At 61.9% G+C, this 13,668-nt stretch carries 11 protein-coding genes; 3 read left to right on the forward strand and 8 right to left on the reverse strand.

Features of this window, described 5'->3' with window-relative positions; all coding sequences use genetic code 11:
- Positions 1-100: 100 nt before the first annotated feature.
- A complete protein-coding gene (locus GM676_RS00655; RefSeq protein WP_229262469.1) occupies positions 101-2,338 on the reverse strand; it encodes a TonB-dependent receptor in 2,238 nt (745 codons plus the stop codon).
- 72 nt (positions 2,339-2,410) lie between these two features.
- Entirely contained in the window at positions 2,411-2,770 is a 360-nt protein-coding gene (locus tag GM676_RS00660) for a DUF2946 domain-containing protein (protein ID WP_155461456.1), read from the reverse strand.
- Positions 2,771-2,861: 91 nt separating this feature from the next.
- Here GM676_RS00660 and GM676_RS00665 point away from each other — a divergent pair, with 91 nt between their 5' ends.
- Positions 2,862-4,916 (forward strand): TonB-dependent receptor family protein, encoded by a 2,055-nt coding sequence (locus GM676_RS00665; protein WP_155461457.1) that lies wholly within the window; start codon positions 2,862-2,864, stop codon positions 4,914-4,916.
- Positions 4,917-4,959: 43 nt separating this feature from the next.
- On the opposite strand, the gene GM676_RS00670 is transcribed toward GM676_RS00665, so the two are convergent.
- Complete coding sequence (locus GM676_RS00670; RefSeq protein ID WP_155461458.1) at positions 4,960-5,793, reverse strand: transposase; 834 nt, start codon at positions 5,791-5,793, stop codon at positions 4,960-4,962.
- A 235-nt stretch (positions 5,794-6,028) separates the two neighbouring features.
- On the opposite strand from GM676_RS00670, the gene GM676_RS00675 reads away from it, so the two are divergent.
- The gene (locus tag GM676_RS00675; RefSeq protein ID WP_155461459.1) at positions 6,029-6,781 is read left to right on the forward strand and encodes a Crp/Fnr family transcriptional regulator; all 753 of its coding nucleotides are present in this window, start codon (positions 6,029-6,031) and stop codon (positions 6,779-6,781) included.
- On the opposite strand, the gene GM676_RS00680 is transcribed toward GM676_RS00675, so the two are convergent.
- Complete coding sequence (locus GM676_RS00680; protein WP_155461460.1) at positions 6,782-7,009, reverse strand: hypothetical protein; 228 nt, start codon at positions 7,007-7,009, stop codon at positions 6,782-6,784.
- A gap of 169 nt (positions 7,010-7,178) precedes the next feature.
- Here GM676_RS00680 and GM676_RS00685 point away from each other — a divergent pair, with 169 nt between their 5' ends.
- Positions 7,179-8,624 carry a SulP family inorganic anion transporter gene (locus tag GM676_RS00685; protein ID WP_155461461.1) on the forward strand — a complete coding sequence of 482 codons (1,446 nt, stop codon included), beginning with the start codon at positions 7,179-7,181 and terminating at the stop codon, positions 8,622-8,624.
- On the opposite strand, the gene GM676_RS00690 is transcribed toward GM676_RS00685, so the two are convergent.
- Genes GM676_RS00690 through GM676_RS00705 form a run of 4 tightly spaced genes read right to left on the reverse strand, consistent with a single transcriptional unit; the run spans position 8,614 to position 13,638 of the window.
- Positions 8,614-9,066, reverse strand: coding sequence for a DUF29 domain-containing protein (locus tag GM676_RS00690; RefSeq protein ID WP_155461462.1), 453 nt, complete (start codon positions 9,064-9,066; stop codon positions 8,614-8,616). The two genes, GM676_RS00685 and GM676_RS00690, sit on opposite strands and share 11 nt — an antisense overlap.
- A gap of 58 nt (positions 9,067-9,124) precedes the next feature.
- A complete protein-coding gene (locus tag GM676_RS00695) occupies positions 9,125-11,461 on the reverse strand; it encodes a hypothetical protein (protein ID WP_155461463.1) in 2,337 nt (778 codons plus the stop codon).
- Positions 11,458-12,150: a hypothetical protein gene (locus tag GM676_RS00700; RefSeq protein WP_155461464.1), complete on the reverse strand. Its 693-nt coding sequence runs from the start codon at positions 12,148-12,150 to the stop codon at positions 11,458-11,460. The genes GM676_RS00695 and GM676_RS00700 overlap by 4 nt, the downstream gene beginning before the upstream one ends.
- 48 nt (positions 12,151-12,198) lie before the next feature.
- The gene (locus GM676_RS00705) at positions 12,199-13,638 is read right to left on the reverse strand and encodes a catalase (protein ID WP_155461465.1); all 1,440 of its coding nucleotides are present in this window, start codon (positions 13,636-13,638) and stop codon (positions 12,199-12,201) included.
- Positions 13,639-13,668: the final 30 nt, after the last annotated feature.

Consider the following 13,668-nt stretch of genomic DNA (forward strand, 5'->3'; position numbering starts at 1 on the left):
GTTCTCTCGGTCTCAATGAAGTTTTGACGTAAAGAAGTATATCATATGAATGTTTAAAAGCGCACAAAGCGCCGCCAAAAATTTTGACGGCGCGTCCGCGTCAGAGATCGAACTTCAATTCAGCGACGTAGGTACGTTGCGGATAAGGATGGAAATTCCAATATTGGTAGTTATTCAGGTTATCCACGCCCAGCGCCACGCTCCACTGCTGACTGAGGCGATAGCGCAGGCGCGTATCCGCCGTGAAGTACTTGCTGGAGCCCTGATAGGCAAAGCCGTTGACGTCCGAATTATCCAGCGTTGAATACTGCTTGCCACTGTAGCGCGCTGCCAGCGTGACGGACAGCCTGTCGTCGAACGCATAAGTAGCCATGCCGGTCGCGCGCCATTCCGGAATGCGCGGCTGCCACTTGCCGACGCTGGACGGGGCTTTATCGTTGCGAATGATTCTGGAATCAGTCCACGTTACGCTGGAACTCACGTCCAGCCCGAACACCTTGGCCACATAAGAGACCTCCAACCCCTTGGTACGGATCAGATCCACGTTCTGGATATTCGTCACCATCGGCAGAATCAGTACATTGGTCTGCGAGTACAGCGCATCCGTGGTGCGCTCGCCAAACGCGGTCAGGCGCAGATAGCCTTCGGCCAGTTTGCGCTTGCCGGTCAGCTCTGTGGTCCACGATTTCTCAGGTTTGAGATTCGGGTCGTTGCTGGTCAACTGGCCGGCCGCATTAAGCCCGCCCTGATACAGCTCGGACACCGTCGGCATCCGTACCGCGCGGCCCAGCGAGGCTTTCAGCAACCAATCCTCGCTGGCCTGATACGCCAGCGCCGCTTTCGGCGAAACGTAATTTTCCGTGCGTTCCGCATGCTGCGCCGAGTTGGAAGCATTGGCGGTCACGCCATCATGCGCATGCCAGTGCTCGAAGCGCGCACCCAGCACCGTCTTCCATTGCGGCGCGAACTTCCACGTATCCTGCGCATACAGGCTGTTGATCTCGGTCTTGCCGGCGAAGCGCGAGGTCGGAGTGCCGACCGGTGCGCCGCTGATCCAGTCGTTGGTGGGCGTTTCCGTGCTGCTTAACTTGTAGGCTTCACGCTGGTAGCCAAAGTCCACGATGTGCGCCGCGCCGGGACGCCACACGCCCTTGGCGGCAAAGGTATTCCAGCCGGTGCCGCCCTGATTCACCAGACGTCCTTTGCCGCCGGTGAAGGCGCCCGGCAGTTCCATCGTGGCGGCGCGCAGCTGGTCCTTGTCGTAGTCATACACGCTGGCTGCGACTTCCCAGTCGAACACGCCTTTGGTGTTGGTCTTCACCGTCAGGCCATGCATGATGTGCTGAAGGTCTTCGTTGGACAGATTGAAGTCGGTCTTGCCCAGCGTGTAGCCGCGGCCATTGATGTTGATCGCGCCGCTGTAGACCGGCTGCCCGGCCGCATCGCGCAGATACGAATTCGGACGGCCCTCGGAATCGTTGCGCCACAAGCCGAAGGTGTAGGTCGCGCGCATGGTTGGCGAAAAATCGTAGGCCAGCTTGGCCTTCAGCTGATCCTGCACCGTGTGATACTGCGTGGCCGCGCCCAGCAAGTACCACGGATTGTTGGTTCGATCGAGGCCAGCCACCGCCCCGGTCACCGGCGTGCCGGCGTTGCCGGTGGCGCCAGCGCTCAGCAGCCGCGTAGGAAAGGTCAGCGGCTGGCCCTCGCTGTCAGTGCGGCTCAAGTCCACAAACCAGGACCACGCGCCGTGGCGGTCGCCCAGCGCGAAGTTGCCTTGCTTGCCGTCGTACTTGTCATTGGTGCCGTAAAGCTTGAACGGCTGATGCGTCAGCGTCAGCTTGGCGTGCGCTTCAAACCTGGACGGCATGCGCGTGACGTAATCGACCACCGCGCCGACCGAGTTGCCGCCATAGGCCGCGGAGAACGGGCCATACAGCACATCGACACGTTCGATTTCCTCCGGGCTGACCATGCCCCAGCGCGGCGCGAAGGTGGCGCCGTTGCCGAGATAATTGGACAGCAGGATACCGTCCGCGTACACCATCGAGCGTGCGCTGTTGCCGGTGCCCGATGCGCGCGTGGACAGCACGGCGTGATTGTAGTCGCCGATGTAGCGCTTGCGGACCAGAAGACTGGGCAGGTACTTGAGCGCGTCCTCGGCATCGGTGGCGTTGATGCCGCGTTCGATATCGTCCCGCGTGATGCTTTCTATCGTGGTCGGGATTTGCGTCGGCAGCGAAGTAGGGCGGGTGCCGATGATGTTGACGGTTTGCGGTGCTTCTTCAGCATGGGCGGCCGCATAGGCGACAAACAACGCCAATGCGATTGGAGACATATTGGTTTTCATTGTATTCCTGATGATGCGTATAGATGGCCGCAGCTCACGGCTGCGGAGCAAAGCCAACGATCAGGAAAAGGCGGGCGGGCCGCGCGGGCTGGCGGCGCGCCAAGTGTGCAGCGGCTGCGGCGCCGTGTAGAACAGCGGCGGATAGAAATCATGGCCGCCGATGACGGCGAAGCCGATCAGGCCCGGCGGTTCCAGCGCAGGCGCACCGCCATGCGTGGCGCAGTAAGGGCAGTGCTCCATGCCGTGCATGATGTTGGTGGGCGCTTTTTTGCCGGGACCATCGACCGAGCACATCTCCGCCAGCACGCCGGTGGTGGACGCCGCCAGCGCATGCGACACCGTCGGCGCGAGCGCGGCAAACAGGACGGTCAGCATGGCGATCCACAAATGCAGCGTTTGGCGTCGGAGAGTCTTGAGCATTCGGCAATTATAGCCCATGGCCAGAATCGCTGGAAATTGAGAATGAGAAGTGTTATCATTTAAAAAGTTCTTTATAACAATCTTTCCTCATATGCCCGAATTCAAACTGACCGCACTGGCTGCCGCTGTATCCGTCCTGCTGGCCCCGACTGTCCACGCCCAACAAACCGAAGAGACGCCAATGGAATCAATCCAGGTATCGGGCAGCTGGCTGGGTTCGGGCCTGCAAAACAGCGTGAAGAATTTTGCCGGCGCGCGTACCGTGGTGGGCAAGGAAGACATCGCCGAAAGCGGCGCGGCCAACATCGGCGACGTGCTGCGCCGGATTCCGGGCGTACAAGCGAGCGACAACTCGGGCACGGCCGGCAGCGCCATTTCGCTCAACATTGGCGTGCGCGGGCTGACCGGGCGCTACTCGCCGCGTTCGACCGTGCTGCTGGACGGCATCCCGCTGGCGGTGGCGCCGTACGGCCAGCCGCAACTGTCGTTCGCGCCGGTGAGCCTGAACAATATTGAATCGATCGACGTGGTGCGCGGTGGCGGCGCGGTGCGTTACGGCCCGCAAAACGTCGGCGGCATCATCAACTTCCGCAGCCGCGCGATACCGGAAGGCGAAGGCCTGAGCGGCGACGCCAGCGTGCGCTACAACGACTTCGGCCAGGGCGGCAGCAACCGGCAGTACAGCGCGTTTGTCGGCGGCACCGCCAGCAACGGCTTTGGCGTGGCGCTGATGTACTCGGGCATGGAAGGCTCCGAATGGCGCAAGAGCAGTGACGAGCGCGTCAACGACGTCGCGCTGAAATTCCGCTACCCGCTGGACCAGCACAGCGAGGTGTATGGCAAGCTATCGTACTACGACGTACTGTCGCGCACGCCGGGCGGCCTGACCGTAGCGCAGTACAACGCCGATCCCTACCAGAACACCCGTCCGACCGACTTCTGGAGCGGCGACCGCAAGGGCGTGGACGTGGGCTACCTGAATACCATCTCGGCCACGCAGGAATTCGAAGTCAAGGCCTACTACAACGAAAGCTTCCGCCAGAGCGCGTTGATCAACGCGGCCAAGACCCAGCTCACCTGGCAGCCCCGCAATTACCAGGTCACCGGCATCGAACCGCGCTACACCCAGCGCTTCAACGCCGGCGGCATGACGCACGACCTGACGGTGGGCTACCGCTACCTGCGCGAGCGCGGCGACGACAACAGCTACAATCAGACCGTGACCACCGGCGCGAACGGCGCCACCACCACCTTCATCAACAGCACCGATGCGCACGCGGCCTACATTGACGACCGCATCGCGCTGGGCGCATGGCGCATCACGCCGGGCGTGCGCTACGAGAAAATCTCCTCGACGCGCGACGACGTGGCTTCCAGGTCCAGCTTCGAGACCGACAACAACAAAGCCCTGCCATCGCTGAACGTGGCCTACCTGGTGAACCGCGCGCTGACCGTATTCGTCAACTACACCACCTCGTTTGGCGCTGTGCAGAACACCCAGCTGAATTCGCAAACGCCGGCCAATCCGCTGAAACCGGAACTGGCCAAAACCGCCGAAGTGGGCGCGCGCTGGAAAACCGCCGCGTTGAGCGCCGAAGTGACGGCTTTCAAACTCAAGTTCGACAACCAGATCGCGCAAGTGCCGGGCATCACCCCGGCCACCTTCCAGAACATTGGCGCGACCAAACACGACGGCATCGAAACCGCGGTGGACTACAGCTTCGACCCGGCCGGCGCGTTGGCTGGGCTGAACGTCTACGCCAACTACACCTACACCAAAGCCATCCAGGAATCGGGTGCGACGGCGGGGCTGGACGTGCCGTTCTACGCGCGCAACACCGACACCGTGGGCGCGCGCTACCGCGTGGGGGCGTGGACCGCCAACCTGTCGAGTACGCATCAAAGCAAGCAATACTCCGACACCGCCAACACCGTGGCGGAAGCGGCCAACGGCGGTGTCGGCCTGATTCCGGGTTTCCGCGTATGGAATGCGCAACTGTCATGGAAACCGGGCGCCTACGAAGTGGCGGCCGGCGTCAACAACCTGGCGGACAAGCGCTACTACACCCGCAATGTCGACGGCAACGCGGGCCGCATGACCGCCGCCCCGCGCACCGCCTACCTCCAACTGCGCGTCACCTACTAAACTCCGGGGTCAGGTCCTCCATTTCTACACGAACCCGACAGTATCAGCGGTGTTTTTTTACGGCGCGGCTGACCGTCGTGTGCGCTACGCCGAAGTGCCGGGCGATTTCGGTCAACGTGTAGGCTCGCGAGCGGTAGGCTTCTGCCATTGCCAAGTCGCGATCGGGAAAGCGTTCTTGATAAGCTGCCAGCGATAAGCTCACTGCGCTACGCTGGATCTTGGTGATGCCATCCCGGCTGGAGGCATCGTTGGCTTGCTGATGTCGTGCGATGAAGTCTTGGCTTCCGAGGATGAGTTGCCGATAAGTGTTTTTCAGTGGGCTTTCGAGGCCCATGCCTGCCAGCACGAATATCTTGTAGCCATCTATCGCGAGTTTCCTGTCCGGACTGAAGTTGGAAAGTAGCCAGACGATATCCAGCCATAACGGAACCTTGTTGTTGGCGCATACGTAGTTGAAGTTGCTCCAAGGCCAATCTTCTGGCCGACCAACCATTCCCGCGCGCACTGGGTTCAGCACGATGTAGCGCGACAGTTCAAGAAGATAGTTTTGCCTTTCCACAAGAATTGCCTGGTAGCGTCCTTGAAACACATGTCCCACAAGCTTATGTCGCCGGTTGAAGTACTGGGAATACACGCCATTGAGTTGACGCATTCCTTGCGCCAATTTGCCATCCAACGTTTCGACCAGAAGGTGATAGTGGTTTCCCATTTGGCAGAAGGCATGGACCGAAAACCTGAAATGCGCGCATACCTCGGCAAGTGTCTGTAGCCACATCGCTCGATCGGTGTCGTCGCGGAAAATGGCTGATTTGCGGTCACCACGACTGGTGACGTGGTAAAGCGCTCCGGGATATTCAATTCTGAGAGGACGTGTCATCCCGATAAGGTAAGCAATCCATCTTCGGAGGGCTTGTTGCGGATCAGAGAAAAGACGAGTTCGTGTAGAAATGGAGGACCTGACCCCGGAGTGTAGCCCGGTGTCGACGTAGGACTAAGATGACATTTTGCAATGTTCGTAACCTACATAGGACTACAAGGTGCTCCTATACCGGCGGTTTAGGCCGCTGGATATAGTGTCTACATCGACAACAGACAACTCATCGGGGCACATTATGAACACGATCCCTACCTCTCCAGCCGCGTCCCAGACCATCAGCTTGATCGGTGCGCAACAGAATGATTTGCTGCGCGCCCTGTCGCGCGAGGATTTGCTGGCTTTGTTCGGTGATCTGGAATTGGTCGCTTTGCCGGAAGGGAAGCATCTGTTTGACTACGGCGATGCCATCGATTACACCTATTTCCCCACCAACGCCATCGTCTCCCTGCAATATGTGATGGAAGATGGCGCCACCACCGAGATTGCCGTGGTCGGCCGCGAAGGCGTGGTGGGCGTGGCCCTGCATCCGACCGAACGCGCCAGCTATGCCGCCGTGGTGCAGACCGCCGGCTATGGCTACCGCCTGAAAACCGCCGTGCTGCGCGAAGTGTTCTACACCGGCGGCCCGCTGGCCCAGCAGCTGATGCGCTACACCAGCATGATGTTCGCCCAGTTGGCCCAAAGCGTGGCCGGCAGCCGTCATACCAGCATCGAACAGAAGCTGTGCGGCTGGCTGTTGGAACGGCTCGACCGCTCGCTCAGCAACGAATTGAAAGTCACGCAGGAAATGATCGCCAATATGCTGGGCGTGCGCCGTGAAAGCATTACTGGCGCCGCCGGCAAGTTGTCGCAGGAAGGTTTGATTACGTATCGCCGCGGCTGCGTCACGGTGCTGGACCGCGATGGCATGGAACGCCGCGCCGGCAGCTGCTATCAAGCACGTGGCGCTGTGATCGCCACCCCGGCGCCACAACGTTACGCCGCTTGATCAGTGCAGGACGCGCGAAGGCGGTTCGATCAGGAAGCCGTCGAACTCCGGCCGGGCCGGCAGGCGCGCAGCCAGATCCTGATCCAGCTTGCGCTGCACCAGCTTGTGCCAGGCGCTGGCCCAGCGGGCGGCCAGCAGGGATTCTTCGGCGGAACGCGCGTATAGCGTTCTTTCCACGGCAATTTTCTGGCGGCGCAGGGCGTAGCTGGCGGAGAGCAGGGTAGTCATGGCGTAGTTTGACTGGTTCGGTTGATCGGTAATGCAGTGCCATTGTGCCCGCCTCGCCCCAGTCCTGAATGTGCGCCACTTCACCCATAACGATGAGAAAAGCAGCTCAGCCGTGTAAAATACGCGGGCTGTTGCGTTTTCGCATCGTTTCTTGCTGGATTCTTCCTCAATGTGGCCGTCCCAATTTTCTAAAAACGCGCTGGCGGGTCTGACCACGTCCTTCGCTCTGGTTCCCGAATGTATTGCGTTTGCGCTGGTGGCGCACCTGAATCCGCTCACCGGCTTGTACGGCGCCTTCTTTATTTGCACCATCACCGCGATGTTCGGCGGTCGTCCGGGCATGATTTCCGGCGCGGCCGGCTCGATGGCGGTGGTGATCGTGGCGCTGGTGGCGCAGCACGGGTTGCAATATTTCCTTGCCACCGTGGTGCTGAGCGGACTGTTCATGCTGCTATTTGGCATGCTGCGGCTCGGCAAGCTGGTCAGCATGGTGCCGCATCCGGTGATGCTGGGCTTTGTCAACGGCCTGGCGATTGTGATCGCGTGGTCGCAACTGCAACATTTCAAGGTAGATGGCGTGTGGATGCAGGGGACGTCACTAGCCTGGATGTGCGGGCTGGTGGCGCTGGCCATGGTGATCGTCTATCTGCTGCCGCGTCTGACCAAGGCATTGCCGCCAGCATTGGTGGCGATCCTTGGCGTGGGCCTGCTGTCGCATTTCCTGAATTTGCCAGCGCGGACCTTGGGCGACATGGCGCGCATCGCAGGCGGCCTGCCGCAGTTCGCCTTGCCTTCCGTGCCGATGAATATGGAGACTTTGCACATCGTGCTGCCGTACGCGGCGCTGATGGCGGTGGTCGGCCTGCTGGAAACGCTGCTGACGTTTAATCTGACCGATGAAATCACCGAAACGCGTGGCTTGCCAAACCGCGAATGCGTGGCGCTGGGCGTAGCCAACGTCACTTCCGGCCTGTTCGGCGGCATGGGTGGCTGCGCCATGATCGGCCAGACCATGATCAATCTCAGTTCCGGTGGTCGTACGCGCGTCTCGGGCGCGGTCAGCGGCATAATGATATTACTGTTTATACTGTTTTTGTCGCCGCTGATCGAACGTATTCCGCTGGCGGCGCTGGTGGGCGTGATGTTCGTGGTGGCGCAGCAGACCTTTGCCTGGAGCTCGCTGCAAGTGCTGGGCAAGGTGCCGCGTCATGATGCCTTGCTGATTATCGTGGTCACCGCGATTACCGTCGCTACCGATCTGGCGATCGCGGTGTTGTGCGGGATTGTGATCGCGGCGCTGGGCTTCGCCTGGCGCCACGCGCGCGAGATCCGCGCCGATGTCGCCATGGAGGGCGAGGTGAAGACCTACACCTTGCACGGCACCCTGTTCTTTGCGTCGGTGGCGCGCTTCAACGATCTGTTCGATCCACAGGATGATCCCGTGCAGACCGTGCTGGATTGTCGCCATTTGCGTCTGGCCGACCATTCGGCCGTGGTGGCGGTCGCCGCGCTGAGCGAACGCTATACCCGCGCCGGCAAGACGCTGCAAGTGCAGCACCTCTCCAAACGCTGCGCCACGCTGCTGCAACGCTCAGGCGTGATGGCTACGGTATGAAGTCGTCGTCCAGTATCTGCTCGACAGAATAAGGGAGCTGCGCGGGGAAGGTCTTGATGTCGAGACCTGTTTCCAGGGATGCGCGGCGGCGCGCCGTCTTGTAGCAGTCGAGTGAAAACGGTAGGACAGAGGGGCGCATGCTGGGCGCATCCTTGAGCAGAAAAGCGATTCTGCGGCGCTGTTCTGTCAAAGTCGAGTGCCATTTGTTTTGAGGATGATTTTTCTGGTACTCGCACTTAAGCAAGTGCATGATCAGCACCGTCAGCCGGCTGTCCAGTTCATGCGCATATTGTTTTTTCATGCCGTCGAGCTCCTCGACCAGGTTTTCGATATCCAGTTCCGAAAACCTCTTTTCCAGTAGCAGATGGATTTGCGCATCTATCCATAGCACCAGATCGTCGTCGTAGCTCGGGCCGCTGCGGGATTGAACTAGCGTTTGCATGTCGCACCTCCAGAAAGGCGTAGCTTAATCCTACGCGCATTCCGGGGTCTGATACAACTCAATAGTAGTACGGTGTTTTGCGCGACCATTCGGTGTTGCCATAGCGCTTGCCGAGCAGGGTGAAAGCGTTTTTTGACAGCGCTTTGGCGTCGGCGTCGAGGCAGCCGCCGCGTGTGGATTGGACCACCACGTACAACAGCCAAGGCAGGTCCGGATCTTTCGGCACTGCCGCCGCGCGGCGCAGGACGTGGTCGCCGACAAAACCGGTGGCGGTCTTCAACTGGCCCAGTTGCGCCAGTTCCTTGTCGCGCGCGGTGGCGTTGCCGGTGTCAGGGGCGGGCGGCGCCATTTCGATGGCCGTGTCTTCCATCATGGTGACGCCCGCTTTGGCCGGCAGCTTGCACCACATGCTGGCCGTGACCTCGTCCGGGGGCGTTTGTTTGAATTCACCCAGCGTTGCGTTGTACCAGTTCAGTGTTGGCGTCAGCTGCCATTTCAAGGCGGTCAGCAGCATCGCGTGACGCCGCTCCGATTCACTGGTCTGCGCCTGATACTTGCGCATGTCCGCCGCCAGCGCCGGCGCGGTTTGCCCGATGCGTTTGGCGGCGGCGACAGCGCCGGCTTCCTGCCCCAGCAAATCAAACCGCATCCACGCGGCGATGGCGATGCGCGCGCGCAGCGCGGCCGGCAGACGCTGGTCGGCGCTCAAGGCATACAGGTCGGCCGTGGCCAGCCCGCTGTTAAGCCAGCGCTGGCCGTCCGACGCCAGTTCCAGATCGGGCGGCTTGATATCCGCCTTCTCGCCGGTATCGCCATCGCGGCCTTCCAGCGGCGCGCGCAGCAGATACGGCACTGCTTCGGCCGGCGAGGTCACCATCGCCAGACGCTCCTGCCGGAACAGATTGCGCGCGCTTGGCGATGAGGTGGCGCCCAACTGCGCCAACATCGCGTCTTCCAGCGCGCGTGCTTGATCCGCCTGCTTGCCGACGCGGTAGTGGTGCGCCAGCGCGTAGCGCACGGTCAGGTATTCCGGCGCATCGGCGGATACCTGCAAGCTGGCTTGCTCAAGATCCGCCGGCATGGCGTCGCCGCGCATGGCGGCGGCCATCAGCCACACGCGGGCTTGCGGCTGGTTGCCTTCCTTGACGTAGCGGCGCCATTGCTCCAGCGCGTGCTCGCGCTCCTGTTCGCAGCTGGCTTCCGGCTTGTAACCGTGGCACTGCTGAATGGTCTGTATCCAGTCCACGAAGCCTGCCGATTTGCGCAGCGCCGCCACCGGCATCAGCTGATCGGCCAGCAAACGCCAATCGCCCAGTTGGTCATCGGCGTAAGGATCGATGCGCGGATTGTCCAGCGCTTTGCTGAGTTCCGCGAAGCGCAGCTTGGGCGTCAGCTGGGCGCGCATGGCGCGGCCGACGGCGCGCGCGTCTTCGTGCAGATCTTTCAGCGCCGCATCGGCAAGGATGTCATCGATGCCGGCCTGGATGGCGTCCACTTTTTGCTGTTGCGCCGTCTGGCGCGCCGCCGCGGCTTCCGGACTTTCGCTGGCCATGGCCTGCTGCTGTTTCCAGCGCTCTTCCTGCGATACGGATGGGGGAATGTAGGTCGCCGCGCGTGCTTGCGAGCGCAGGGCCAGATATTTGCCCCAGTGGCGCAACGGGTGCTTGTCGGTGGCGCCTATGTGGGCAAACAGTTTGCCGCTACTGGTGTAGTCCTCCGCATAAAACGCGGCCGACGCCAGCTGGTATTCCTGCATCTGCCGCCAGTAAAGTGCCTCCGATGCCGGCAGCGCCGCCGGTTGCGAGGCCACGACTTTCGGCTGGCCATAGCCCGGACGGCGCATCTCGGGATCGTCGCCGCAGATGCGGAAGACCTGCCGTTGCGTGGCGACCCAAGCCTGCAAGCGCGCCGGGGTGGCATCGCTGCGCCTGGACAGATCATTCAGCGTCTGTGCGGCAAAGAAGTAGCTGCTGTCCGGGCAGCTGCGATAGGTGTTGGCGACATTGTCCTTTTCGCGCGTCGGCAGCACTTCGCGCTTCAGCGCCGCGCTGACAGCGTTGCGCCAGGCCGCATACACATCGTCCGGCGCGTTCTGGCGCCAGTCACCGTAGCCGCCGGGGCGACCTTCCACGGACACGGCCAGGCCATGCTCCATGCCCGGCGACGCCTTCAGGTCGCGCGCACCCAGCATCACGCCGCGCCAGGCGGCGTACAGATAAGTACGCGCATAGGTCGGCAGCACGACGCCCAGCTCACCCGCTTGATAGCGCTCCAGCGGGATGTCGGGCGCATAACGGCTGGCGTAGCGGTCGTAGGGCAGGTCGCCGCTGGCGCCGGCGTTGGCGATGGTCAGCAGCGCGGCGGCGAACGCGCCGGTTTTATAACAGCGAATCATGGAATGCTCCCAATGTCTGTGCCACGCTTCCAGGCGTAGCGGTCGAACCAGTATGTCTTGCGATAGCGCGCCACTATCTGCGCTGCAAACGGCTCCTGTGGCGAGAAACCGGCGGCATTGCGGCAACTGGCGTGCAGCGTGGCGGGCGAGTGTTCGATGATGTCGCGCAGGTGCGCACTGTCTCTGCCCATGCGGAAGAACATCGGCACCACTTCGTCCGCACCGAGTTCGTCCAGCCATGCCGGGGAGCGGCACCACCACGCCAGCGCGGTGACGCTCAACTTGATATGCGGCGGCAGCTCGCCGCGCAACTGCCGCACCAGCGAACGATAGAACAGGCGCTGCGAAGGTTTGGCTTCCATGTCCAGTTGCACCCAGCCGGAGGTGCTGGCATCCGCCGCTTCATGCATCGCCCGCACAATCATGGCGCGCCGGCTTTCGATATCGATGGGTGGCTTGACGGTGCTGACTTCCACATGCACCACCGGCGTGATGCGCGACGCGGGCGGCCAGCCGGCGCGAGGCCGGGTGAGGGCGGTGGCGCCGCTCAGGAGGATGTGACGGTGAAGGACTGCGGCTTCCTGCCGCGACCATGCTGGAAGCGCCGCGCCATCCCATAGCCATGCGATCTGCTGCGCACAGGCGGCAGCGGGCAGGAATAGCGCGACTAGCAGATAAACGAAGGGCATCGGTCAATGAGGGGGCGGCGAAGTCAGGGCCGCCTCATTGTACCGGTTTTACTTGCCTTCCAGCGCCGCGATGGCCGCTGCCACGCCGGTGCCGTAGGCCGGATCGGCCTGGGTGCAGTTGTAGATGTGACGTTCCTGCACCGGCTTCGATACGCCGTGAATCGCCCGCGCCGTGTTTTCAAACAGCAGTTGCTTCTTTTCGGCGGTCAGAAGCCGGAACAGGGCGCCAGGCTGCGAGTAGTAGTCGGTGTCGACGCGGTGGTTCCAGTGGTCGGCCGCGCCTTCCAGCGACAGCGGCGGTTCCTTGAACTGCGGGCTTTCGACCCATTCGCCACGACTGTTCGGCTCATACGGCGTGCTGCCACCCTCGTTCGGCAGGACGCGCATGGCGCCGTCGCGGTGGTAGTTGTGGAACGGGCACTTTGGCGCGTTCACCGGAATCTGGTGATGGTTCACGCCCAGGCGGTAGCGCGCGGCGTCGCCATACGAGAACAGGCGCGATTGCAGCATCTTGTCCGGCGAGAAGCCCACGCCCGGTACCACGTTGGCCGGCGAGAAGGCCGATTGCTCGACTTCCGCATGGTAGTTCTCCGGATTGCGGTTCAGCTCCAGAATGCCGACATCGATCAGCGGGTAGTCCTTGTGCGGCCATACCTTGGTCAGGTCGAACGGGTGGTACGGCACTTTGGAGGCATCGGCTTCCGGCATGATCTGCACCGCCAGTTTCCAGCGCGGGAATTCCTTGCGCTCGATGGCGTCGAACAGATCGCGCTGCGAGCTTTCGCGGTCGACGCCGACCAGGGCCGCCGCTTCGGCGTCGCTCAGGTTCTCAATCCCTTGCTGCGACACGAAGTGGAACTTGACCCAGTAGCGTTCATTGGCCGCGTTGATGAACGAGAAGGTGTGGCTGCCGAAACCGTGCATGTGGCGGTAGCCCTTCGGGATGCCGCGATCGCTCATGACGATGGTGATCTGGTGCAGCGCTTCCGGCAGCAGGGTCCAGAAGTCCCAGTTGTTTTCGGGGTTGCGCAGATTGGTCTTCGGATCGCGCTTGACCACGTGGTTCAGGTCCGGGAACTTCAAAGGATCGCGGAAGAAGAACACCGGCGTGTTATTGCCGACGATGTCCCAGTTGCCTTGCTCGGTGTAGAACTTGACGGCGAAGCCGCGGATATCGCGCTCGGCGTCGGCCGCGCCACGCTCGCCGGCCACGGTGGAGAAGCGCAGGAACACGTCGGTCTTTTTGCCGATCTCCGAGAACAGCGCCGCGCGCGTGTATCTGGTGATGTCGTGGGTGACGGTGAAGGTGCCGTAGGCGCCGGAACCCTTGGCGTGCATGCGGCGCTCGGGAATGACTTCGCGCGCGAAGTGGGCCAGCTTTTCCAGGTGCCAGACATCTTGCAGCAGCGCGGGGCCGCGCGGACCAGCGGTCTGGATATTCTGGTTGTCGACGACCGGCGCACCGGCGGCAGTAGTGAGATTTTTCATGAAACTTCCTTCGCCTGATTGGGGATGAAT

The organism is Duganella radicis (assembly GCF_009720825.1).
GTDB classification, from domain to species: Bacteria; Pseudomonadota; Gammaproteobacteria; order Burkholderiales; family Burkholderiaceae_D; genus Rugamonas; species Rugamonas radicis.

Coding starts and splice junctions, on each gene's coding strand:
- GM676_RS00655 (WP_229262469.1), bottom strand. CDS start 2,338: ATGTCTCCAATCGCATTGGCGTTGTTTGTCGCCTATGCGGCCGCCCAT.
- GM676_RS00660 (WP_155461456.1), bottom strand. CDS start 2,770: ATGCTCAAGACTCTCCGACGCCAAACGCTGCATTTGTGGATCGCCATG.
- GM676_RS00665 (WP_155461457.1), top strand. CDS start 2,862: ATGCCCGAATTCAAACTGACCGCACTGGCTGCCGCTGTATCCGTCCTG.
- GM676_RS00670 (WP_155461458.1), bottom strand. CDS start 5,793: ATGACACGTCCTCTCAGAATTGAATATCCCGGAGCGCTTTACCACGTC.
- GM676_RS00675 (WP_155461459.1), top strand. CDS start 6,029: ATGAACACGATCCCTACCTCTCCAGCCGCGTCCCAGACCATCAGCTTG.
- GM676_RS00680 (WP_155461460.1), bottom strand. CDS start 7,009: ATGACTACCCTGCTCTCCGCCAGCTACGCCCTGCGCCGCCAGAAAATT.
- GM676_RS00685 (WP_155461461.1), top strand. CDS start 7,179: ATGTGGCCGTCCCAATTTTCTAAAAACGCGCTGGCGGGTCTGACCACG.
- GM676_RS00690 (WP_155461462.1), bottom strand. CDS start 9,066: ATGCAAACGCTAGTTCAATCCCGCAGCGGCCCGAGCTACGACGACGAT.
- GM676_RS00695 (WP_155461463.1), bottom strand. CDS start 11,461: ATGATTCGCTGTTATAAAACCGGCGCGTTCGCCGCCGCGCTGCTGACC.
- GM676_RS00700 (WP_155461464.1), bottom strand. CDS start 12,150: ATGCCCTTCGTTTATCTGCTAGTCGCGCTATTCCTGCCCGCTGCCGCC.
- GM676_RS00705 (WP_155461465.1), bottom strand. CDS start 13,638: ATGAAAAATCTCACTACTGCCGCCGGTGCGCCGGTCGTCGACAACCAG.